Annotated in this window: 18 protein-coding genes; 13 read left to right on the top strand and 5 right to left on the bottom strand. The window is 61.6% G+C overall.

The window, feature by feature from the left end; translation table 11 throughout:
- Nucleotides 1–15 precede the first annotated feature (15 nt).
- Nucleotides 16–561 carry a DUF1697 domain-containing protein gene (locus ACWGS8_RS13555; protein WP_454581431.1) on the top strand — a complete coding sequence of 182 codons (546 nt, stop codon included), beginning with the start codon at nucleotides 16–18 and terminating at the stop codon, nucleotides 559–561.
- Between the two features lie 91 nt (nucleotides 562–652).
- Here the strand turns inward: ACWGS8_RS13555 and ACWGS8_RS13560 are convergent, their stop codons facing one another.
- On the bottom strand, nucleotides 653–2110 hold the full coding sequence (locus ACWGS8_RS13560; protein WP_454581432.1) for an NCS1 family nucleobase:cation symporter-1: 1458 nt from the start codon (nucleotides 2108–2110) through the stop codon (nucleotides 653–655).
- Between the two features lie 210 nt (nucleotides 2111–2320).
- Nucleotides 2321–3223 carry a LysR substrate-binding domain-containing protein gene (locus tag ACWGS8_RS13565; protein ID WP_454581433.1) on the bottom strand — a complete coding sequence of 301 codons (903 nt, stop codon included), beginning with the start codon at nucleotides 3221–3223 and terminating at the stop codon, nucleotides 2321–2323.
- 262 nt (nucleotides 3224–3485) lie between these two features.
- Between ACWGS8_RS13565 and ACWGS8_RS13570 the strand changes: the two genes are divergently transcribed.
- The 9 genes from ACWGS8_RS13570 to ACWGS8_RS13610 all read left to right on the top strand — a co-directional run bounded on the left by ACWGS8_RS13570 (nucleotide 3486) and on the right by ACWGS8_RS13610 (nucleotide 14730).
- On the top strand, nucleotides 3486–4994 hold the full coding sequence (locus tag ACWGS8_RS13570; RefSeq protein ID WP_454581434.1) for a leucyl aminopeptidase: 1509 nt from the start codon (nucleotides 3486–3488) through the stop codon (nucleotides 4992–4994).
- 53 nt (nucleotides 4995–5047) lie between these two features.
- Complete coding sequence (locus ACWGS8_RS13575; RefSeq protein ID WP_454581435.1) at nucleotides 5048–5953, top strand: proline iminopeptidase-family hydrolase; 906 nt, start codon at nucleotides 5048–5050, stop codon at nucleotides 5951–5953.
- Nucleotides 5954–5971: 18 nt separating this feature from the next.
- Nucleotides 5972–7633 (top strand): ABC transporter substrate-binding protein, encoded by a 1662-nt coding sequence (locus tag ACWGS8_RS13580; protein ID WP_454581436.1) that lies wholly within the window; start codon nucleotides 5972–5974, stop codon nucleotides 7631–7633.
- A 22-nt stretch (nucleotides 7634–7655) separates the two neighbouring features.
- Nucleotides 7656–8672: an ABC transporter permease gene (locus ACWGS8_RS13585; protein ID WP_454581437.1), complete on the top strand. Its 1017-nt coding sequence runs from the start codon at nucleotides 7656–7658 to the stop codon at nucleotides 8670–8672.
- A complete protein-coding gene (locus ACWGS8_RS13590; RefSeq protein ID WP_010909510.1) occupies nucleotides 8672–9643 on the top strand; it encodes an ABC transporter permease in 972 nt (323 codons plus the stop codon). Before ACWGS8_RS13585 ends, ACWGS8_RS13590 begins: the two co-directional genes overlap by 1 nt.
- Entirely contained in the window at nucleotides 9640–10599 is a 960-nt protein-coding gene (locus ACWGS8_RS13595; protein ID WP_454581438.1) for an ABC transporter ATP-binding protein, read from the top strand. Before ACWGS8_RS13590 ends, ACWGS8_RS13595 begins: the two co-directional genes overlap by 4 nt.
- 8 nt (nucleotides 10600–10607) lie before the next feature.
- Nucleotides 10608–11588, top strand: coding sequence for an ABC transporter ATP-binding protein (locus ACWGS8_RS13600; RefSeq protein WP_454581439.1), 981 nt, complete (start codon nucleotides 10608–10610; stop codon nucleotides 11586–11588).
- 119 nt (nucleotides 11589–11707) lie between these two features.
- Nucleotides 11708–12010: a DUF982 domain-containing protein gene (locus ACWGS8_RS13605; protein ID WP_454581440.1), complete on the top strand. Its 303-nt coding sequence runs from the start codon at nucleotides 11708–11710 to the stop codon at nucleotides 12008–12010.
- Between the two features lie 674 nt (nucleotides 12011–12684).
- Entirely contained in the window at nucleotides 12685–14730 is a 2046-nt protein-coding gene (locus ACWGS8_RS13610) for an SPFH domain-containing protein (protein WP_454581441.1), read from the top strand.
- A gap of 248 nt (nucleotides 14731–14978) precedes the next feature.
- Here the strand turns inward: ACWGS8_RS13610 and ACWGS8_RS13615 are convergent, their stop codons facing one another.
- Nucleotides 14979–18125 carry an autotransporter gene (locus ACWGS8_RS13615; protein ID WP_454581442.1) on the bottom strand — a complete coding sequence of 1049 codons (3147 nt, stop codon included), beginning with the start codon at nucleotides 18123–18125 and terminating at the stop codon, nucleotides 14979–14981.
- Between ACWGS8_RS13615 and ACWGS8_RS13620 the strand changes: the two genes are divergently transcribed.
- Nucleotides 18124–18327, top strand: coding sequence for a hypothetical protein (locus ACWGS8_RS13620; protein ID WP_454581443.1), 204 nt, complete (start codon nucleotides 18124–18126; stop codon nucleotides 18325–18327). The two genes, ACWGS8_RS13615 and ACWGS8_RS13620, sit on opposite strands and share 2 nt — an antisense overlap.
- A gap of 264 nt (nucleotides 18328–18591) precedes the next feature.
- On the opposite strand, the gene ACWGS8_RS13625 is transcribed toward ACWGS8_RS13620, so the two are convergent.
- Nucleotides 18592–19311: a hypothetical protein gene (locus ACWGS8_RS13625; RefSeq protein ID WP_454581444.1), complete on the bottom strand. Its 720-nt coding sequence runs from the start codon at nucleotides 19309–19311 to the stop codon at nucleotides 18592–18594.
- A gap of 202 nt (nucleotides 19312–19513) precedes the next feature.
- On the opposite strand from ACWGS8_RS13625, the gene ACWGS8_RS13630 reads away from it, so the two are divergent.
- Nucleotides 19514–20974, top strand: a complete 1461-nt coding sequence (locus ACWGS8_RS13630) for a caspase family protein (protein ID WP_454581445.1) — start codon at nucleotides 19514–19516, stop codon at nucleotides 20972–20974.
- Nucleotides 20975–21183: 209 nt separating this feature from the next.
- A complete protein-coding gene (gene dusA, locus ACWGS8_RS13635; RefSeq protein WP_454581446.1) occupies nucleotides 21184–22182 on the top strand; it encodes a tRNA dihydrouridine(20/20a) synthase DusA in 999 nt (332 codons plus the stop codon).
- Nucleotides 22183–22184: 2 nt separating this feature from the next.
- Here the strand turns inward: dusA and ACWGS8_RS13640 are convergent, their stop codons facing one another.
- Nucleotides 22185–22892 carry a TIGR02281 family clan AA aspartic protease gene (locus tag ACWGS8_RS13640; RefSeq protein ID WP_454581447.1) on the bottom strand — a complete coding sequence of 236 codons (708 nt, stop codon included), beginning with the start codon at nucleotides 22890–22892 and terminating at the stop codon, nucleotides 22185–22187.
- Between the last annotated feature and the right edge of the window lie 9 nt (nucleotides 22893–22901).

Genomic DNA, 22901 nt, shown 5'->3' on the forward strand with positions numbered 1-22901 from the left:
CCGGCGGCGCCTCTCATGCAGACCTATGTCGCGCTCCTCTACAGCATCATCCTGGGCGAGGGACGCCGGGTCGTCATGGCGGACCTCAAGGCGATGGCGGAAGGCCTCGGCTTGAGGAATGTTCGCACCTTGGTGGCGACGGGAAATCTGGTCTTTGAAGCGCGGGCGACCGATATCGGCAAGCTGGAACAGCGGCTGGAAACGGCCTTCGAAAAAACCTTCGGCCGTCATGTCGACATCATCGTGCGCACTGCCGAGGAATGGCTGAAACTTGCCGCCGGCAATCCGTTTCCGGCCGATTCAACTGAAGCGGGCGACCAGGTGGCCGTGCGGGTGATGCGCAAACCCGCGCCCGTGGAGGACGTCGCGGCGCTGCAAGCCTATGCCGCCGAGGACGAGAAGGTGTTGCCTTGCGCGGGCGACATCTGGGTCGTCTTCTCGCGCGAGAGGCCAGCGTCACGGCTGCTTGCGGCTATGAACCACAAACGCCTCGGCATCGGCACGTCGCGCAACTGGAACACGGTGCGCAAGTTGGCGGAGATGGTAGGCAGTAGGCAGTAGGCAGTAGGCAGTAGGCAGTAGGCAGTAGGCAGTAGGCAGTAGGTAAGTAGTCTGTGTGTATTCCCTAGCCCCTACTGCCCACTCCCTCTTTTCAAGCCTTCGCCGTCCTGGCGCCCGCACCGACGGCGGCGGTGCGCAGCACGTAGTAGATGGTACCGGCGATGGCGACACCGAAGAACCAGCCGTAGACACCCCACCAGGACGGGAGCCAGTTGGTGAAGTTCGGCAATATCGACGAGAACACGGCACCTATGCCGGCGGCGATGAAGGCATTGACGTGCCAGCCGCCCTGGAAGCGGAACTCGCCGTTCTCGCGATACAGCGCCTCGACGTCGACCTCGCCTTTGCGGATCAGGTAATAGTCGACCATCATGACGCCGAAGATCGGCCCCATCGTCGCGCCGATGATGCCGACGAAATGCGCGGCACTGCCTTCCCAAGGCGCGAAGGGATAAAGCACCAGTGCGATAAGTGCTGCGATGTAGCCGCCCTTCTTGAAGTCGATCTGGCGCGGGAAGACGTTGGAGAAGTCGAAGGCCGGCGAGACGAAGTTGGCGACGACATTGATGCCGAGCGTGGCCACGGCGAAGGTAAGGGCGGCGAGCGCCGCCAGGAACCAGCTGTCGAACTTGGCCGATATCTGGTCGGGGTGCAGCAACACCTCGTGATAGACGTCATAGGCAGCAATGGTGGTGACGCCGGCGACCAGCGAAAACAGGATCAGATTGACCGGCAGGCCCCAGATGTTGCCCTTGCGCAGCGCCGCCTTGTCCGGAGCGTAGCGGGCGAAGTCGCAGAAATTGAGATAGAGCGCCGAGAAATAGGTCACCCAGATCGCCGCGACCCCGAAGAGCGCCGTCCACGATCCGGGATCGCCCGGAATGCCGGCATCGGCGGTCTTCTCGCGCAGCACGTCCATCGGAATGTCGCTGGTAAAGGCGAAGCTCCCCGATTTGACGCAGAGATAGATGGCCAGGAGCAGCATCATCACCCAGACGGCAGGCCCCGCCCAATCCTGGAAGCGGCGCACCGTTTCCATGCCTTTCTGGATGATCAGCAGTTGCAGCGCCCAGATGATGACGAAGCAGATCACTTCCAGCGTGGAATGGCCGAGAAGATGCGAGGTCTTGTTGAATTCGTCGAACCATTGCAGGCGGGTCAACAATGCCACGATGGCGCCGGAGGCGGCGGCCGTTTGCGCACCGTACCAAAAGCAGGCGACGATAGCGCGCACCAAGGCCGGGATGTTGGCGCCCCAGATGCCGAAGGAGGCGCGGGCAAGCACGGGGTAGGGCACGCCGGTTTTGACGCCGGCGTTGCCGACCATGTTCATCAGCGCATAGATGATCAGCGAGCCGATGCCGATGGCGATGATGAAATTGACGAAGCCGCCGCAGAACAGGAACAGGCTGGCGGCGAGATAGTAGCCCCACAGGCTGTGAACGTCCGACGTCCAGACGTTGAAGATCGAGAATGCCCCCCAGTTTCGAACTTTGGCCGGAGCGAGATCCTCGTTGTACAGGTCAGGCGATGCGCCTTGTATGGTCACTGCAATGTCCTCCCCTTGATTGGCCACGCGCCTCCACGCGATGGCCGTGCAGGTTAAGCCTGACGCAGGGGAACCGACAAGCAACCCATTTGCCGGCTTTGGCCTTAAAGATATTCAATGCGAACCGCGATTATCGAGGCGGCGCAATGGTGGGCCACTGCTGACTACCAACAGTTCGGGTGATTCGAATTTCGGTAATGGCGGCTATGCCTAGGCGATGGCCATGACCCGCTTGTGGTCCTCGACCTCCGACAACAGCCAGTCCTGAAACAGGCCGGTGCCCGGCTTGTTGCCGATGCTGCGGCGCTGATGCAGGTAGATGCCGGCCGGGTAGGTGTGGCGGGCAGGAAACGGCGCGACGAGTTTGCCTTGCTGCAGAAAATCCTGCGCCATCATCGTATCGGCGAGCGCAATCCCGGCGCCATTGATCGTCTCGCGCATGATGAGCGTGCAGTCATCGAGCGTCGTGCTGGATTTCGGCGTCGTCTCCAGAACGCCTTCCTGCTCCAGCCAACGCTTCCACCTCATGCTCTCGCATTCGTGGATAAGATGATGGTTGACCAGATCGGCGGGCGATCGCAGCGGCACAGGCCCATCGAGCAATGAGGGCGCACAGACCGGCGTCAGAACCAGCGGGATCAAAAGTGTCAAGGCTGGGCCGGCCTTGTAGACGAACTCGTCGACAATGGCCAAATCGAAGTTGGCGCGCTTGCCTGACGTCGAGATCTCCAGCTCCACCGCTGGATGCAACTTGCGAAAGTTCGGCAACCGGTCCGCCAGCCACAGGTTCAGGACCGCCGGCACGCACAAGACCCTGACGCGTTGGGTCCTGCCGTGGCTTGGGCCATCGGTGAGGCTGACATCGTCGGTGGCGCGCCAGATGGCCTCGAACGCTTCGGAGAGGCTGCGCGCATAGTAGGAGCCCCTGATGGTCGGCGTTATCTGGCGGAAGCCGCGTTCGAACAGATCCTGGCCGAGATTTCTTTCAAGCGCACGGATATGGCGGCTGATGGCCGAGGGCGTCAGGTGCAATTCTTCGGCTGCATCCTTGATGCTGCCGAGACGTGCGGCGGCCTCGAAAGCGCGCATGCCGTTGAGTGAGGGAAGGGCCATTGGCCAATCATGAATTGTCAGTTGATTTTTTGTCAATCGACTTGGGTAAAATTGGCGTTTGATCACCTGGCCTGTTCGGCGCTACCCAAAAGGCAAGAGCGGCTAAGTCGCCATCAGAAAACGATTATTTCGGGGCCTCCGGCACCATTCCACCAACGGCAGAGACCGGCAACAGGGTTTCCGCCATTGGCGGGCGAAGCTTTGCGCGCGATGCACGCTGCGCCGAGGCCGGAGCCATCAGCACATGGGAGACTGCCAGTCTATGCCTCAATCGCCAGTGCCGGTCTTTGAAACGACGGACGAGATTTCCGCGGAAACCTCGGTCGTCGTGATCTTGCAAACCGGCCAGGCAGGCCTTGGCCCGCGGGCGGCGGCACTGGACGCCGAGATGGGCGGGATCCTGTCGCGTGCCTGCTCCGACGCGACCGCCCTGGCCGAATCCGGCAGTTGCATCGATCTCATCGCCCCACAGAGTGTATCGGCCCGGCGCGTGATCGTCCTGGCCCTTGGCAAAGCCGAGGCCGTAAGCGCCCTGTCCCTGGCGCGCGCCGGCGGTTTGCTTGCCGCGCATCTGGAAGGCAAATGCGAATGCGCGGCGACGCTTGTCCTCGATCCGATTGACGGCATCGACCTGCCCGCAGCCGAAATCCTGGCACGCGTCGCGCTGGGCATGCGGTTGCGGCGCTATCGTTTCGACATGCGCAACCGGCGCCAGGGCGCGGGAGCGGACAGGACCTTGCGGGTGCAACTGGTCGGGGCAAACGGTGCGGAACTGACCCCGGCACTGGCACGGATCAATGCCATCGCGGATGGCGTCGAATATGCACGCACGCTGGTCAACCTGCCGCCGAACCATCTCCATCCCGACAATTTCCACGATCATCTGGAGCCGCTGCGCGAGGCCGGCATCGATGTCGAGATCCTCGATACGGCGCGGCTGAAAGAACTCGGCATGAACGCGATCCTGGCCGTTGGGTCCGGGTCGGTGCGGCCGCCGCGCGTCGCGGTGCTGCGCTATCGCGGCAAGGGCGCTCCTTCCCAACCGATGGCTTTCGTCGGCAAGGGCGTGTGTTTCGATTCCGGCGGTCTCTGCATCAAGCGCGGCGAGCAGATGTTCGACATGAAGGCCGATATGGGCGGCGCGGCCGCCGTGGTCGGCCTGCTGATCGCGCTTGCCCGGCAAGGCAGTCCGGTACACGCCGTCGGCGTCCTCGGCATTGCCGAGAACATGCCGTCCGGCACCGCGCTCAAGCCGCGTGACATCATCACCACGGCTTCAGGACAGACGGTCGAGGTGTTCGACACGGACGCGGAAGGGCGCCTGATCCTGGCCGATTGCCTCTATTATGCCGCCTCGCGCTTCAACCCCTCGGTGATCGTCGATCTGGCCACGCTGACCTATTCGGTGATGCGCGGCCTCGGATCGGTCTTTGCCGGTCTCTTCAGCACCGACGATGCCATCGCGTCGCAGATGATCGCTGCGGGGGAAACGGTCGGCGAGCGGTTCTGGGAACTGCCGCTCGACAAAGCCTATGACGAAGGCTTGCAATCGCCCTTCGCGGATCTGCGGCATCACGCCAAGGATATGGAGGATGGCGACGCGCCTCACGCGGCCGCGTTCCTGCGCCATTTCATCGAGGATCGTCCCTGGGTGCATCTCGATATCGCCGGCAAGGAAATGGCCGACGCGGATCGGCCGCTCGGCCGCGAAGGCGCCACGGCGTTCGGCGTGCAGATGCTGGAAGAGTGGGTGCAGGCCAGGGTGAACTAGGCCTGCTGTCAGGGACAGAAACAAGATGCGTTCAGATGGGATGGGAAATCGGAATGTCGGCTGAGAGCATGGGCAGGGAAGGGCGGGCCAGCTTCGGCGGCTACGAGACCTGGTATCGGATCAGCGGCGACCTCGATGCAGACAAGGCTCCGGTGGTGATTCTGCACGGTGGGCCGGGCGCCGCCCACAACTACGTCGATGCCTACAAGCTTCTTGCCCGACGAGGCCGCGCCGTCATCCACTACGACCAGCTGGGCTGCGGCAATTCCACTTTGCTGCCGCAGAAGGGCGCCGATTTCTGGACGCCACGGCTCTTCATCGACGAGCTTGAAAACCTGGTCGATCATCTTGGCATCCGCGCGGGTTTCCATGTGCTTGGCCAGAGCTGGGGCGGCATGCTGGGCGCCGAGTGTGGGGTAACGCGGCCGAAGGGCCTGAAGTCGCTGACCATCGCCAACTCGCCGGCTTCCATGAAGCTTTGGGTCGAAGAGGCCAACCGGCTGCGCGCCGGCCTGCCCGCGGATGTGCAGGAGACGCTGACCCGGCACGAACAGGCCGGCACGACGGAAGATCCGGCCTACCAGACAGCAACGATGGTGTTCTACGAGCGGCACGTCTGCCGGGTCGTGCCTTTCCCGCCCGAAGTGACGGAGACCTTCGCCCAGATCGTGCGCAATCCGACCGTCTATCACGTGATGAACGGGCCGAACGAGTTCCATGTCATCGGAACGCTGAAGAACTGGAGCGTCATCGAGCGCCTGCAAGCCGTCGATGTTCCCACGCTGATCATCTCCGGACGCTACGACGAGGCCACGCCCGCGACCGTGCAGCCCTACAAGGACGGCATCAAGGGATCGCGCTGGGAGATATTCGAGCATTCCAGCCACATGCCGCATGTCGAAGAGCAAGAGGCGTGCATGCGGATGGTGGGCGACTTTCTGGACGACAACGACAACTGAGAAAAGGGGAACCAAGACATGAAGAAACTGCTTTTGGCCGCATCAGCCGCGGCACTGCTGGCCGGCACGTGGCTCGCTCCGGCACAGGCTGAATATCTCAAGGAGCACCGAGGTGGCACAATCCGCCTCCTGGCCCGCTCCGCGGCGGGAACGCTCGATCCGCACATCAACTATACCGACCAGGGCTGGCAGATGTACCAGCCGATCTATGACGGCCTCGTGGCCTTCCGCAAGGCCGAGGGCATGGACGGATTCACCATTGTCCCCGATCTGGCCGAGGCGCTGCCACAGGTCACCAATGACGGCAAGACCTTCACGTTCAAACTGCGCAAGGGCATCAAGTTCTCCAACGGCCAGGATATGGGCGTCAATGACGTCGTCGCCTCCTTCCAGCGCATCTTCAAGGTTTCCGGGCCGACTTCCGGCACCTTCTATGCCGGCATTGTCGGCGCCGACAAATGCCTGGCCGATACCAAGAACTGCACGCTGGATGGCGGCGTGGTCGGCGACGCGGCTGCCGGCACCATCACCCTCAATCTCACCAAGCCTGACGCCGAAATCCTCTACAAGCTTGCCTTGCCGCACGCCGTGGTGCTGCCGGCGGACACGCCCGCCGAAGACATGGGCTCCAAGCCCATTCCCAGCACAGGCGCCTACATGATCTCCGCCTTCGACCCCAACAAGGGGATGACGGTGTCGCGCAACCCGAACTTCAAGCAGTGGAGCGAGGAGGCGCAGCCGGATGGCTATCCGGATGTCGTCCAGTATGATTTCGGCCTGTCCGAGGAAGCGGCCGTCACGGCGATCCAGAACGGCGAGGCGGACTGGATGTTCGACGCGCTGCCGAGCGACCGGCTGGGCGAACTTGGCAGCAAGTCCATGGACCAGTTGCATATCTCGCCACTTTCGGCGTGGTGGTATGCGCCGCTGAACAATCGTCTGGCACCCTTCGACAATGAAAAGGCGCGCCAGGCCGTTGCCTATGCGATCGATCGCAACACGCTGGTCAAGCTGTTCGGCGGCAAGGTGCTGGCCTCGCCGGTCTGCCAGGTCCTGCCGCCGGACTTCCCGGGCCATGAGGACTATTGCCCCTTCACCAAGAACCCCGGCACCAAATGGTCGGCGCCCGATCTCGACAAGGCAAAGCAGCTCGTCGAGGAATCCGGCACCAAGGGCCAGAAGGTGACCATCATCGCCGAGGACACCGCCATCTCACGCTCCATCGGCGTCTATCTGCAGAGCGTGCTGACCAGCATCGGCTATGTCGCCGACGTCAAGCCGATCTCGCCCAATATCCAGTTCACCTACATCCAGAACACCAACAACAAGGTGCAGATGTCCATTACCCAGTGGTACAAGGACTATCCCGCAGCCTCGGACTTCCTGAACATTCTGTTCAGCTGCTCCTCCTTCCGTGAAGGTTCGGACGCCTCGATCAACATCGCCGGCTTCTGCGACAAGGATATCGACGCCAAGATGCAAAAAGCGCTGGATCTCGGCGTCACCGACCAGAAGGCCGCCGACAAAATGTGGGCCGAGATCGACAAGCAGGTCACGGACAAGGCGCCGGCCATCGGCCTCTTCACGCCGAAGCGGCTTGATTTCGTCAGCAAACGGGTTGGCAATTTCAAGTTCAACCGGCAGTTCAACTGGATGATCACCCAGTCCTGGGTGCAGTAACGACCTTTGGAGGGACACGTCCGTGTCGAACCAAGCCATCGCCATGCCGCGCAAGACGCGAGGGCCCTGGGCCATCGCGTTCGCGAAGCTGGCAAGGGACAGGGCCGCCATGGCATCCCTGGCCGTGTTCCTCCTCATCGTGCTGGCCTGCCTCAGCGCGCCCCTTTATGCGAAGTGGGCCGGCGTGGACCCCTTCGCCTCGACGCTTGACGCCGTCATCCAGATCGACGGCGCCGACGTTCCCGTGATGGAACAATCGACGGAAGGGCTCGGGCTTGGTTACACGCCGCTCGGGCCGACCTGGCGGCTCGGCAATTATTTCCTTGGCGCCGACAGCCAGGGGCGCGATGTCATGGCCAGAATGCTCTATGGCGGGCTGAGCTCGCTGCTCATCTCCGCAGCGGCCACCATCTTCACGCTGATCATCGGCACGGCGGCGGGATTGATCGCCGGCTATTTCGGCGGCATCACCGATACGGTGCTGTCGCGCTTGCTGGATGTGCTGTGGGCCTTCCCGGTCTATCTGCTGGCGATTTCGCTTTCCATCGTCACCATCGCGCAAGGCCTCAGGATCGGGCCGATCGATATCGAGTCCGGCAGTCTTTGGCTGCCGGTCATCATTATCGGCATTGTCTATATTCCCTATGTGGCGCGCCCGATACGCGGGCAGGTGCTGTCGCTGCGCCACAGCGAATTCGTGCTGGCCGCGATCAATCTCGGCGTGCCGGGATGGCGCATCCTGTGGCGCGATATCCTGCCCAACATCACCACCACGCTCATCGTCTTCGTGCCGCTGATGATGGCGCTGAACATGCTGACGGAATCGGCGCTTTCCTTCCTGTCGATCGGCGTGCAGCCGCCCGCCGCCAGCTGGGGCACCATCATCCAGGACGGGCAGGCGCTGCTCTACACCAGGCCACTGGTGGCGCTGGTGCCGGGCCTGGCGATCGCAGTGTCTGTCATGGCGCTCAATGTCTTCGGCGACGGTCTGCGCGACGCGCTCGACCCGCGCTCCAAGGTTCGGCTGGGGCGCGACTGATGTTTTACGCCATCCTGCGCCGTTTCGGTCAGATGCTGTTCGTGATGTTCGGCATCTCGGTCATCGTCTTCCTGATCTTCTTCGCGACGCCAGGCGCCGATCCGGCGGCGCGCATCGCCGGCCGCAATGCATCGCCCGAAGTGCTGGAAGCGGTGCGCCACAGTTTCGGCTTCGACCGGCCGCTCTATGTGCAATATGTGAAGATGATGGAGAAGATCTTCGTCACCGGTGACCTGACCTCCTTCGTCAACCGCGGCTGGAAGGTGGTGCCGGCGGTGATGGATTCCATCCCCGTCACGCTCTCGCTGGTGTTCGGGGCGGCAATCCTTTGGGTCGTTGTCTCCATCATCATCGGCATCGTTGCCGCCGCCACCCGCGACAGCTGGCTGGACAAGCTTTTGATGGCACTGGGGCTGCTCGGCATTTCCATGCCGGTCTACTGGCTGGGCGAGGTGATGAACCTGATCACCCAAAGCCGCTACCACGACAGCTGGGCATTCTCCTGGGTCCCGCCGCTCGGTTACAAGAATTTCTCCGACGATCCCAAAGGCTGGTTCCTGACCCTGGTCATTCCGTGGATCACACTGGCCATTCTCTACATCGGCATCTACGGGCGCGTGTTGCGCGCGGCCATCATAGAATCCCTGCAGGAAGACTTTATCCGCACGGCCCGCGCCAAGGGCCTGTCGGAGACGCGCATCCTGCTGCGCCACGCCTTGCGCACATCGCTCATCGCCTTCGTCACCTTGTTCGGCCTCGACTTCGGCGCGCTGGTGGGCGGCTCGGCCCTTTTGACCGAGGTGGTGTTCGGGCTGCACGGCATCGGCAAGCTCACCTATGACGCGCTGCAGAACCTCGATCTGCCGATGATCATGGCAACGGTGATGTACGCGTCCATGTTCGTGGTGATCGCCAATGCGGTCGTCGATTTCGTCTACATCCTTCTCGATCCGCGCCTGAGGACATCATGATACTGTCGGTGCGCGACCTCAAAGTATCCTTCCGCACCAATGACGGTCTGGTGCGGGCCATCGATGGCGTCTCCTTCGACCTCGAGGAAAGCGAGATCCTCGGCGTCGTCGGTGAATCCGGTTCCGGCAAGACGGTGTCGCTGCTGGCGGTGATGGGCCTCATCACCGATCCCAACGCCAGCATCGAAGGCTCGATCCGCTACAAGGGCCGCGAGCTGGTGGGGCTGCCCGCGCGGGAGCTTCGTCGTTTACGCGGCAACGAGATTGCGATGATCTTCCAGGATCCGATGACGGCGCTGACGCCGGTCTACACGATCGGCTGGCAGATCGCCGAACAGATCCGCGCGCACCAAAATATCAGCAAGGCCAAGGTGATGGAGCGCGTCGAGGAACTGCTGGCCGAGGTGAATTTTCCCAATCCGCACGAAGCGATGTCGCGCTACCCGCACCAGCTTTCGGGGGGCATGCGGCAGCGCGCGGTGATTGCGATGGCTCTATCCTGCAATCCGGCGCTGCTGGTGGCGGACGAGCCGACCACCGCGCTCGACGTCACGGTGCAGGCCGGCATTCTCGACCTCGTGCGCAAATTGCGCGCAACGCATAAATCGGCTGTGGTGTTCATCACGCATGACATGGGCGTGGTCTCCGAACTCGCCGACCGGGTGATGGTCATGTATGCGGGTCGTGTGGTCGAGCGCGGCAGCCGCATGGAGCTGTTTTCCGACCCGCGGCATCCCTATACACGCGCGCTGCTGGGTTCGATCCCGCCGCTGACCGGTGAAAAGCCGCGCCGCCTGCCGGCCATTCCCGGTTCGCCGCCATCGCTCCTGCGCTTGCCGCAGGGCTGCGCCTTCGGCCCGCGCTGCCCGGCTCACTACGAGCCCTGCGTGACCGGCAAGCCAGACCTCGGCATCGGCACCCACGCCGCGGCGTGCTTTCGGGTGGCGCAGGCATGAGCGGACCGATGACCGACAGCCCAATCCTGGAAACGCGTTCACTCGGCAAGCGTTTTTCGATAGGCACCCGTTTTTCGGCCGAAGGCAAGCGAACCGTGCATGCGGTCGACAGTGTTTCGCTCACCGTGCGGCGTGGCGAGACGGTCGGCCTGGTTGGCGAATCCGGCTGCGGCAAGTCCACGCTGGCGCGCTGCCTAGTGAGGCTCTACGACATATCGGACGGCGAGCTGCTGTTCGAGGGCGAGGACATCACCTTGAAGTCGCTGTCCGAACTCAGGCCGCTGCGGCGCCGCCTGCAGATGGTTTTCCAGGATCCGTCGGCCTCGCTCAATCCGCGCAGGCGCGTCGGCGATCTGGTGGCCGAGCCGCTGCGTATCCACGGCAAGCTTTCGTCGCGCGAGATCACCGCGCGTGTCGCTGAACTGTTCGATCTCGTCGGGCTGCTGCCTGACCATGTCATGCGTTATCCCCATGAATTCTCCGGCGGCCAGCGCCAGCGCGTCGGCATTGCGCGGGCCATCGCGCTCAACCCGGATCTGGTTGTCCTGGACGAACCGGTCTCCGCGCTCGACGTCTCGGTGCAGGCGCAGATCGTCAACCTACTTGCCGATCTGCAGGAGAAGCTGAACCTCACCTACATCTTCATCGCCCATGACCTGTCGGTGGTGCGCCAGGTGTCGACCCGCATCGCGGTTATGTATCTCGGCTCGATCGTCGAGGAAGGGCCGGCGGAGGACGTGTTCGCGACGCCCGCCCATCCCTACAGCCAGGCGCTGATCTCGGCGGTTCCTGTTGTCGAGACGACGCCCGGCGGGACACGCAAGCGCATCATCCTCACCGGTGACGTGCCGAGCCCGCTCAAGCCGCCGTCCGGCTGCCGCTTCCATCCGCGATGCCCGATCGCGGTCGAGCGATGCCGCACGGAACGGCCGGATTTGAGGGAATATCGACCCGGTCGCAAAGTGGCCTGCCACTTCCCCACGGTCTAGCTGGCGACCACCGACCAAAAGATTTTTTAAAGGTTCCGTTTTCTGTATGGAACCAACCGCAAGACTGTGCGTTTCATAAGGTTCGATCGGGCGGCATCGCGATCGACCGGGAGGAAACGATGGACTACCTGCATTTCTTTGCGCCCGTGCGAATCTCGCGCGGGCAGGGATACCCTGTAGAAGAAGTGGATAGTGTCGCCGAGGCGATGGTTTTCTTGCGTAAATGGCCGACGGGACGACGTGGGCCAGTGTATCAGTGCGCGCTGAATTGCTGCTCGGCGGCTTTGTCGGGACAGATGTCGGCGGAGGAGGCTAGGAAGGCATTCACCGGCTTTGCCCGGATCACGCGGCTTCTGGACGACGACATGGCGTTGCCCGTCGCCGGCCAAAACATGGCGGAAGTATACGCGCTGCGGCGGTAGCCGCGTCCGGATTGCCGAACACACACTGCGGCCATGACGGCCGCAGTGTGTTGACGCGTCCGCGGTAGCGTGTTCGGCCGGTTTTTCCGGACCTCGCAGACGCCTGGTCCGAGCCAAAGGCTCAATCCCAAGCGACGGAATAGCGATCGATCACCCAAAGCCAGGAGCCGTCGGCCTGCCGCCTGGCAACTTCGCCGGTGATGTCGCCGTCGGGAAGTCGGGTCGAGGTGAGGGCAAGGTCGCCGCAAATGAGCGCTGGCCGATCAGATAGCGCGTGCATTGCGGGAGGAGTGAGGTGGATGTTCCGGGGTCTTTCCAGCTTTGTCGAGTTGCGCTCTTGCCAATTTGTAAAAAGCCAACCAACATGCTTTCGAATAGCGAAAGCGTTGGAAATACTTATACGAGTTCCGCGCGGAACATCTTTAAACCTGTTGGCGCGATCCCTACGTGATTTGCGTTATGTCTATCAAGGCAACACCGATGTGAGATAGCTCACGGCCACGCCCGCACTGGGGACTCGGGACGCGGTCATTCTTCCATACAATGAGAGCCCAAACGTTCGACACGCCCTTAGTGCGTCGAGCGTGTCGGTGCGCAATCTCCCCGCTTATCAAGCAACACCAACCGGGTGGCGGTCGGGTGAACAAACCCGCGCGCCCCATAGGAGAGAAGAGATGGATGCCCTGCAATATCTTGGCCCGACGGGATGGATGGCGATCGAGGTAGCCGTGCTAGTCATCGCGCTGGCAATCCTGTTGTGGTGGAGCGGCGTGGTCCGCTACATCCCGAACGACAGGCTCGGCATCTTAGAAAAACTGTGGAGTTTTCGCGGCTCCGTTAGCAATGGCTTCATCGCGCTCAACCGTGAGGCTGGCTACCAGCCGGAAGTCGTGCGCGGCGGCCTGCATTTCTTCATGCCGTTCCAATATTCGATGCATCGCGCCAATCTTGTCACCATCCCGCAGGGTCAGATCGGCTATGTCTTTGCCCGTGATGGCAAGCCGCTGCCTCCGACGCAGACACTTGCATCCAACACCGACGCCGATGATTTCCAGGATGTGCGCGGCTTTCTCGAAAAAGGCGGGCAGAAAGGACCGCAACGCAAGATCTTGCGTGAAGGCACCTATGCTATCAATCTCGCACAATTCATCGTGCTGACCGCCCAGTCGATCTATGCCGTTAATCTGAGCTCGTCGGAACAAAACCTTTTTACCAACATGTCCAGTATGATCGAGGAGCGGGGCGGCTTCGAGCCAGTCGTCATCCACAATGCCGAGGACATGATCGGTATCGTCACCATCCATGACGGTCCGGCCCTGCCGGACGGCGAGATCATCGCACCGACCGTCGCCAACGATCCGAACGACCCGAACTTCCACAACAATTTTCAGGACCCGGAGAAGTTTCTCAATGCCAGAGGCTACCGCGGCCGGCAGCTGCAGGTGCTGGCCGACGGCAGCTACTTCCTCAATCGCATTTTCGCGACTGTCGAACTGGTCAAGAAGACGATCATTGACGTTGGCACGGTGGGTGTCGTCGTCTCCTATAACGGCCGCCACGGCGCGGATATATCCGGGCAGGCATACCGTCACGGCGAGCTGGTCGAAATCGGCTCACGCGGTGTCTGGTCAACGCCGCTACTGCCGGGCAAATATGCGTTCAATACCTATGCCGGCAATATCATCACCGTGCCGACCACCAACTTCGTGCTGAAATGGACGAAGGAGCAGTTTGGCGAACACAGGCTGGACGAAAACCTGTCTGAAGTGTCGTTGATCACCAAGGATGCGTTCGAGCCTGTGCTGCCGCTCTCCGTCGTCGTGCATATCGACTACATGAAGGCGCCGCTCGTGGTGCAGCGTTTCGGCGACATCAAGCGGCTGGTCGAACAAACGCTCGATCCGATGGTTTCTGCTTACTTCAAGAATATCGCCCAGACAAAGACGCTGATCCAGCTTTTGCAGGAGCGTAGCGATATCCAGCGCAAATCGGGCGAGGAGATGCGCGAAAAATTCAATTCCTACAGCCTCGAGCTGCAGGAAGTGTTGATTGGTACGCCTCGTGCCGCCAATGGCCAGAACAGCATAGAGCAGATCCTGATCCAGCTGCGCGAGCGCCAGATCGCGGTTGAAAAAGTCGAGACTTATAAATTGCAGGAGAGGGCGGCCATTCAGGAGCGCACGTTGCGTGAGAAGGAGGCGCTCGCCGAACAGCAAGCCAAGATCACGACATCGGCCCTTACCATCGAGATCAGCGAGAACGAGGGCAAGGCGCAACTCGCCCGCACCCGCCAGCAGGCGGAAACCATTCAGGTCACTGCCAAGGCAGAGGCCGAGAAGGTGCGCCTCGCCGGCCAGGGCGAGGCCGACATGATCAAGGCTATCGCGCTTGCCGATGCCGAACGCATCAAGGCGACCGGTTTTGCGGATGCCGAGAAGGTGCGCGCCATCGGTCTCGCGGAGGCCGAGGCCACCGAGAAGAAGGTCGGGGCCTTCGGCGGCCCGGACTATCAGCTCAATTCGCAGGTTCTCATGCGCTTCGCCGAGGCGATCGAGAATGGCAGGCTGCCGCTGGTGCCGCAGATCCAGATCGGCGCTACCGGTGGCGAGAAGGGGGCCGCCAATGGCCTTGTCGAGATGATGCTTTCGATGCTCGTTGCCGACCGGGTTGGCCGGCAAACCGTACCGGATGAGATCCCGGCACCCGTTGAGGAGGATTGATGGCGCGCGGCGATGCTTTGCTAGAGCGGTTCGCCGTTTCACGGAAACGGCGAACCGCTCTATCTCCTCGTTTTGACGCATTCCCGACGGAAGGCTGCGGCGAAACCGCCGAGCCCAACCGCTCATACTTTTCCTGGAATTGCCCTAAAGCGCGTCGCGCTGAAACAGATTCAGGCGACGCGCTCTAAATCTTTGTTTTGATGCATGTGGTTGCCCAGAACCGCAGCGCACTCCCGGTCGACATGCATTTAGAAGGCGACCTTCAGTCCGAACTTGGCGCCGATGGAGGAACTGTCGGACGACACCTTGCCACGGACTTCGCCGTTGACGGTGGCCAGCTCCGAAACCTTCAGATTGAAGCCGGCCGACAGCGCCGCCGAAAAATCCGCATCGTCAAAGTCGATCGTCCTGGTGTCGATTTCGGTCGTGTTCTTGTAACCGAAACGCTGCTGGAATTCGGCCCTGGCATAAGGGCTGAGCACCATGCCGTTGCTTAGCTTGTAATCGCCATAGATGCCGGGCTCGAACCTGAACGCGCCAAAGGAAAGCCGGCTCTTGCCGAACTGGTTGCCGCCGCTGTCTGTATAGGGATCGCCGCGGAACGAAACGCCAAGCAGGCCGCCGCGCAGGTCGAAACGGGTGCGCTCGCCCAAGGTAAAGATGTGGCCGACCGACCCCGTAACCGCATAGCCCTCGGTGTCATAGCTGCCAGTGGTGCCAAGCACGCCGTTCGTAACGTCGCTTCCGCCGAAGAAGCCGGAGGCGGAGACCAGCGCGTAGTCAAAGTCTTTGCGAAACAGCGCGTAGCCGCCGAACATGCCGGCCTTGTTGGTGCCTTCGCCTATGGCGTCAAATCCGCGGAACGCGCCGAGGTTGACATCGGTCGAGGCATAGCCGGCGAAAACGCCGATGTTGAGGCCGTACTCATTGTCGAACTGGAAATGCTTGGCGGCATTGAAATCGAGGCTGATCGCGGCCGAAAAATCATTGGCATCGAAGCTCGGACCGGGGCCATTCAAACCACCGCCAGTAATGCTGTAGCCGTCATGCTCGGTATGAGCGAACTGGCCGGAGGCAAAGACGCCGAAGCTGGACGAAACCGGCACCATTCCAGATCCGGTCGCGGGCGAAAGGTGGAGGTCAGCATCGATCGCGTCGCGGTTTATGCCATAGAGAGCCTCGATTGCCACCGTGACCGCGCCGGCGTTGGTGGCGCTGTTCGGCGCCGCCGCAATGCCGAAATTGGCCGGCGTGGCACGCAGGAACAAGCCGCCATTGGCGCCAGCGATGATCTCATAAGTGAAAAGCGAACCCGGCGTGCCCGGAATGCCTTGGATGTTGAAGGTCCCGGCGATCGGCCCATTGGTCGAGACGATGATCGGGATATCGGTCGCCTGGGCGAATTGCGGCGTACCCAGCAGATTGACGATGATGGTGTTGACGCCAGTCGCCGAAAATGCGGTGGCGACGAGTTGATCCGACTGCAGCGTCTGTTGGTCGATGTCGAGGCCGATGCTGGCGCCGGCGAGGGTGAGGCCGCCGAGCGTCAACACGTCGTTGGCGGCGCCGTTCGTCATGTTGATCAGCGAATTCGTTGCGATGATCGAGCCCGGCATGGTGACGTTGCCGTTGATGAACAGCGTCGAGCCGTTGCCGAGGTTGAGTTGGTTGATGCCTTGCGTACCACCGCGGAAGCGGAGCGTGGAATTGTCGGCGGAAAAAGTATTGAACCCGTCAAAATTCTGGCTTTTGCCGCCGGCAGCGAGGTCGGTGTCGGTGACGGTGCCGTTGGCATTCGTTCCACTGAACAGAACACCATCGTCCAGATTGAGCGGATCGATCGCGCCGGATCCGTCGATGATGAGCGTGTCGGGACCAAGGCCGGTGATATCACCGTCGATCGTGCCGCCGGAGAGCTGGACGTGCTCTGCGTCGATGCCGCCCTCGATGGTGCCGCCGGAAACTGAAACCTGGTCGAATCCGGCGCCACCGATGACATTGCCTCTGATGGTGCCGCCGGAGACCGTGATCGTATCGTTGCCGTCGTCCCCGGAAACGTCGGATCCGATGGTACCGCCGCTGATGACGATCGTGTCATCACCGGTGTCGCCAATGACCTGTCCCGCAAGCGCGCCGCCCGAAATGAATATCTGATCGTTACCGGCGTTGCCCTCCAAAAAGCTGTTTATGGTACCCCCGCGCAGAGCGATGACATCATCGCCGGCCCCACCGCTCACCGAACCCGCGAGCGAGCCCCCCGTCATGGTGAAGGTGTCGTTGCCGTCCTCCAATCCGACCGAATCCGGTCCCTCCACGGTACGGTCGATCCCTATGACGGCATTGCCGGAGATTGATACGCTGTCATTCTGGCTGCCAGCGAAGATCGAGCCGTCAATCCTGCCGCCGCTCACGTCAAAGCTATTGCCGCCGCCTTCGCCGAACACCGAACCGGTTACACGGCCTGCGGTCATGTTGAAAGTATCGGCGCCGTCTCCGAGGTCGACGCGGCCCGGCGCCGCGGTCGTCCCGATGGTGCCGCCGTTGATGTTGACGGTGTCGTTGCCTTCGTTGCCGAATATGCTGCCGCCCATCGTGGCTTTGTCGCCGACCGTTATCGTGTCGTTCCCGGCATCTCCCTCAACATCGAGATCGACTGCGGCATTGCCGTTGATCGTGACGCGGTCGTCGCCTGCGTTTCCGGTCACATAGCTGTGGATGGCACCGCCGCTGATATCCAGCGTGTCGTTGCCGTCGTCACCGCTCAGACTACCGTCGAGGATGCCACCGGTCATGGTGAAACGGTCGTCGCCGTCGCCAAGCCCGACGGAGCCTCCTCCTTCCGAATCGCCGAGAACTATGGCGCCATTCTTGATGGTGACGATGTCGGCGCCGCCATTGGTGAAAACAGATCCATCGACAATGCCGCCGTCGCCACCGGCGACGCTTGTGTCATTGCCAATGGTGACGGTGTCGATGCCATCTCTCCCGATGACCGAGCCTTCGACTTCACCGCCGGTCATCTCCAGCGAATTCGTGCCTTCGCCAAGGTCGATGTTTAGAATGGTGCCGCTGTGGATGATGACCGTGTCATTGCCGGCCCCGGTGTCGAGATTGGCATCGACTTGCGGCGCAAACAGCTCGCCGTTGAGATCCCCGTCGGACATCTCGAACCGGTCGTTGCCACCAAGGAGTTGGATGGTCCCCGACCCCTGCTCCAGGGAGGTCGTTGCCTCCGACGTTATCGGCGGCAGGCCACTCACAACGGGCGTCGGCGTGCTGTTGTTCAGGATGCCGCCAACAATGTTTACAAGGTCGTCGCCGTTACCGTCATAATCGTTGACGATGACAGTCGACGAGCTGTTGTCTTGCCCTTGGTAACCTTGGAACTGCGTCATGAAGACGCCGGTGACGTCCTGGACAGCTCCGGTTGTGTTGCACTCGACCGTGACCGACGTCGTTTGGAATGTCGTTACGGCGGAGATGCCTGACCCGACCGTTGTCGAGTTGCCTTTCGCGGTGGCGGAACAGGCTGCTGCATCAGACACTTGGAACGTGGACGCTGCCGCTAACGCAAGCAACGAAACACCCCCCAATTGATAAGTCCTGCGCGGCACCCTCATTCGACTCCGCTTACGAGAAATCGATACCGTTACAACCTTAGACAACTAATATAGGTTACCGCCATCATCTGGTGGAGGTCGTTAAATTGCTTGCCCGGCAGTGTACGCGGGGCGCCGCCCTACGGCAATGGCCAGGCATTCGCCTTCGGGCTACTATAAGGCCATCTGTGGCGACAAGGTCACTATCGAAACTTGGATCGAACTGCTCACTGGGCGGTAGATCACCGTTCAAAGGGAACTTTTACAGCTCAGAATAGGCTGCCGAAACTGTCAGGTCTCCCGCATGGGCAACCTTGCGGTCGTAGCTTGCCCATATCTCGCCGTCACATTGGTGCGCCCAGCGGTGACAGAAAGAGAAATCGGTAGGCAAATCCACATCCGGCGTCACGATCTTTGAAAACGGCGTCAGAAAGCTCTCGAACTGTGCGGTGTATTTGTTGTTTTTGTAGCGGGACCGGTTCACCGTTTCGGGCAGTTTCTCGATTATCTTGGTGACGCAGTCGCGGGAAACCAAAAAGATACCGGTGCCACATAGCGATACCCGGACAAAGCCGTTCATCTCTTGCCGGGGTTCGATGACGGTTCCGACGAACTCTAGACTCCGTGCAAAGGCCTTGTCGAATGGCAGTTGCGACAGAGAATGAAGTTTGCGCAGATCAACCAGGCGCCGTGGATACAAGGTGCCGACCACCGGCTTTTTCAGCGCCAGCATCGCGGCGATGAGATCGGGCGAAAAGCCCATGTCGCTGTCGATCATCAGGATATGGCTGCAATCCGGTTTGTTGTAGTAGAAATTCGTCAGCAAATAGTTCCGGGAAAACGGGATATCCGTGTACTCGATTTCCGACAATGTGAAGGTGTAGCTGGACAGGCTTTTGTGAGTCAGGGCCGCGAACAGGCTGCGGACGAACACGCTTTTGTAGGCCGCACCATAAACCGGCAGCGCCAGGTTGATCTTCATTGGCATCTTGTCCTCCACAGTCCAGTGACTGGACCCATACAAACCCCTTTCTCCTATCTTTGATACGATTCCTGGTATAAAAATCTGCCAGCCTTTGGCGGCGCGGGTCCAGACGCTCGGGCAGGATTGTGATTTGCGTCATGGTGCGCTGGTTCGAAGGCTGCGAGATCAACATGACGCAGGCCCAAACGAGCATGCCGACATGACCCATCGCCTCAGACATCTGTTTCGCATCCCACTGCTCCTGCTTCTCGTGCTTCTTGGCTCGGCTAGCGCTCGCGCCGCGGTCGAGCAGAGCCCGACACCGCAACCACGCAACCGGCTGGCGATCGTCATTGGCAATTCGAACTATCAAAGCAACCGGCTCGAGCATCTCCCCAATGCGGCAAACGATGCCACAGGGCTCTCTGAGAGCTTGAAGCGGCTGAATTTCGAAGTCCTGACGGGCACCGATCTTTCGACCGAAGGTTTTGCCAAGCTCCTTCAAGACGCTGATGCACGGTTGCCCACCGCCAGTGCCGTTTTGATTTTCTACGCCGGTCACGGCGTGCAGCTGAATGGCGAAAACTACCTGCTCCCGGTCGATACGCCCGATCCTGAGAGCCTCGAAAAACTGACGGGCAGGGCCATCAGGCTGAATGATGTGATCGCGCGGTTCGCGCGCCGCGACCGCCAGACATTCATATTCCTGGACGCTTGCCGCAACAATCCGCTCGGTTCCGGCGCCGGCGCGAGCAACGGTCTGGCACAGGTCGAAGTCGGCGAAAACACATTCGTGGCCTTCGCCACCCAGCCTGGAAATGTCACGGCTGACGGTGGCGGCAAAAACAGCCCGTTCACCACGGCATTGCTGAAGAATATCGAGATCCCCGGGCTCAGCATTTCGGACATGATGATCCGCGTCCGCAACGACACCGAAGCGTTGACGGTCGGCCGTCAAGTGCCTTGGGATCAATCGAACCTGCGCGAGCAGTTCTATTTCACGGAGCAACAGGTATTCGACCCGGAACAGTTGAGCGCAAGCCTTGCGCGCATCCTGGCAGACCCCGAGGCAAAGAAGAGATTGCAGGTCGAACTTGCCTCCAACGACCTGCAAACCGCCGTGCTTACCGTTGGACAGACGTTGCGGTCGGTCGAGGTTCCGGCACCGTCGGCCAGTGCGGCGGAGCCGGTTGGCACCCAGGTCGCCAATCTGTCTCCCACTGAAAGGATCGAGGACGCTCGCCAAAGTGTCGTCACCGATCTCCAAACCCTTATAGTCGGCGGACCCGCGGGGGCGGCGGACAAGGACAAGACGGCCGATCTTGCGCGCAACATTCAGACGGAGCTTCGTCGCCTGGGTTGCTACCGGATGCAGGTTGATGGTGATTGGGGCACGGGCTCGGTTCGTGCTCTCACCGACTACTACAAGAACACCAAGCAGGTCGCAGCTACGACCGAGCCGAGCGTCGGGCTGCTCGGCGATCTCTTTCTGCGCTCCGGCAGAATCTGCAAGCAGCCGGTCATCGTCAGGGCCAAGCCGGCTAAAGTGGCCTCGGAGGCCGACTCCTCGCGAAACAGCTCCAGCCGCACGACTGGGAAACGCCCGCAGGCCGCGCCGAGACGCCCGGCGGCGCCCCCACCGGATATTTCCGGGGGCATAGGCATTGGCGGTGTATTTTAGGTGCGGCCGCCTTTTCTCTCGGCGCTGGCGCAAACCGTCGACGCCGGAATTGCGAAAATTCTTTTCATGTGACTGTCGATTCCTGCTTGTCGATCCGACATTGGACGTTTAGCGCCTATTCCTCTGCATCCTCGCGGTGCAGAAAAGTCGTGGTGCGGCGTAAAGTCGAGTGCACGCGACGCGACCTAACTTGTTGAAGTTGCGAAAAAATGCTGAAAAATCAAGATCATAGAGTGGCCATCGCGCCCATGATGGACTGGACGGACCGGCATTGCCGGTTCTTCCATCGCCAGCTGACGAGCCGTGCTCTGCTCTACACCGAAATGGTGGTGGCCGACGCGGTCATCCAGGGCGCGCGCGAGAGGCTGCTTGGCTTCGATGACGCGGAACATCCGGTCGCGCTGCAGCTCGGCGGCTCGGATCCGGCGAAACTTGCCGAGGCGGCGCGTATTGGCGAAGCCTTCGGCTATGACGAGATCAACCTCAATGTCGGCTGTCCGTCCGACCGCGTCCAGTCGGGCACGTTCGGCGCTTGCCTGATGAAGGCGCCCGACCTCGTTGCCAGTTGCGTTGCGGAAATGAAGGCGGCGGTGGCAATACCCGTCACCGTCAAGTGCCGCATCGGCGTCGACGAACAGGATCCGGAGCCGGCGCTGGATGCGCTGGCGAACGGGGTTTTCGCGGCCGACGCCGACGCCTTGTGGGTGCATGCGCGCAAGGCGTGGCTGGAGGGGCTGAGCCCCAAGGAAAACCGCGACATCCCGCCGCTCGACTATGACAGGGTCTACCGTCTGAAGACCAAAAAGCCGAACGAATTCATTGGCATCAACGGCGGAATTCAGTCGCTTGAAGAAGCGCTGGCGCATCTCGACCATGTCGACGGCGCCATGCTCGGCCGCGCCGCTTACCACACGCCAGGCATTCTGGCCGGCGTTGACGCTGCCTTTTACGGCGCGAAGCCCGAGGCATTCGATTTCGCCGGGCTGATCGATGCCATGGCAGACTATGCGGCGCGCCACATCGAACGGGGCGGGCGGCTCGGCCACGTCACCCGCCACATGGTCGGGCTGTTCCATGGGCTGCCCGGCGCACGCCGCTACCGCCAGATCCTGTCCACCGACGCAAACCGGCCCGGTGCCGGGCCTGACGTGCTGAAGACGGCTTTCGCGGCCGTCGAATTCGGAGGAAGGGCCGCGGAGGCAGCCTGAGCTCAGTCGCGCAGGATCATGCGGTCGCCGCGCACGTCGAAGCCCGACAGCGAGCCGATGAAGTTCATGCCGAGCAGGCTCTGGCTCAGCATGCCGGGTGCCGCGACCATCACCGGCATGTCCTTGCGCACGATGCCGCCGATCGCCACTGCGTCGGTCTTGACCGCCGCGGCGCGCGCCATGCCGTTGGCTGTCGAAACCGGTATCGTGTAGTTGAGCGCCGCCGGGTTGAAGCCGGCGGCCTGCGCGTCTTCCGAAGTCAGCACCGTGCTGGTCGCGCCGGTGTCGACAACGGCCCTGATCGGGTTGCCATTGACTAGGATGCGCGCTTCGAAATGGCCATTGTCGGCCTTGTCGAGGGTCACTGTGGCGTGGCCGTCTTCGACGCCAAGCGCCAGCGGACTGCCGGGAACGAGGCCCGCGGTCACCCGGTTGGCGATGTCCTGCAGTTCGTAGCGGTACTGGTAGCCAGCGATCAGCGCCAGCACGATCGCCGCCCAGGCGCCGAAATTGCGAGCCATGTCGCCCAACGGGCGACCCGATCGCAGCAGGCCGGCTCCGATGAGGGCGCCGAAGGCGCCAAGCCAGATCAGCCTGCCAAAGTCGTAATTCTCGACGCCAAGCGTGCTGCCGGCGGAATCATTGAGCACCAGCAGGGCTGCGCCCACGCCGATCACCGCCATCAGAATCCAGAACAGCCGGCTGCTCATCCGTGCCTC

Source organism: Mesorhizobium sp. 43Arga (assembly GCF_053714255.1).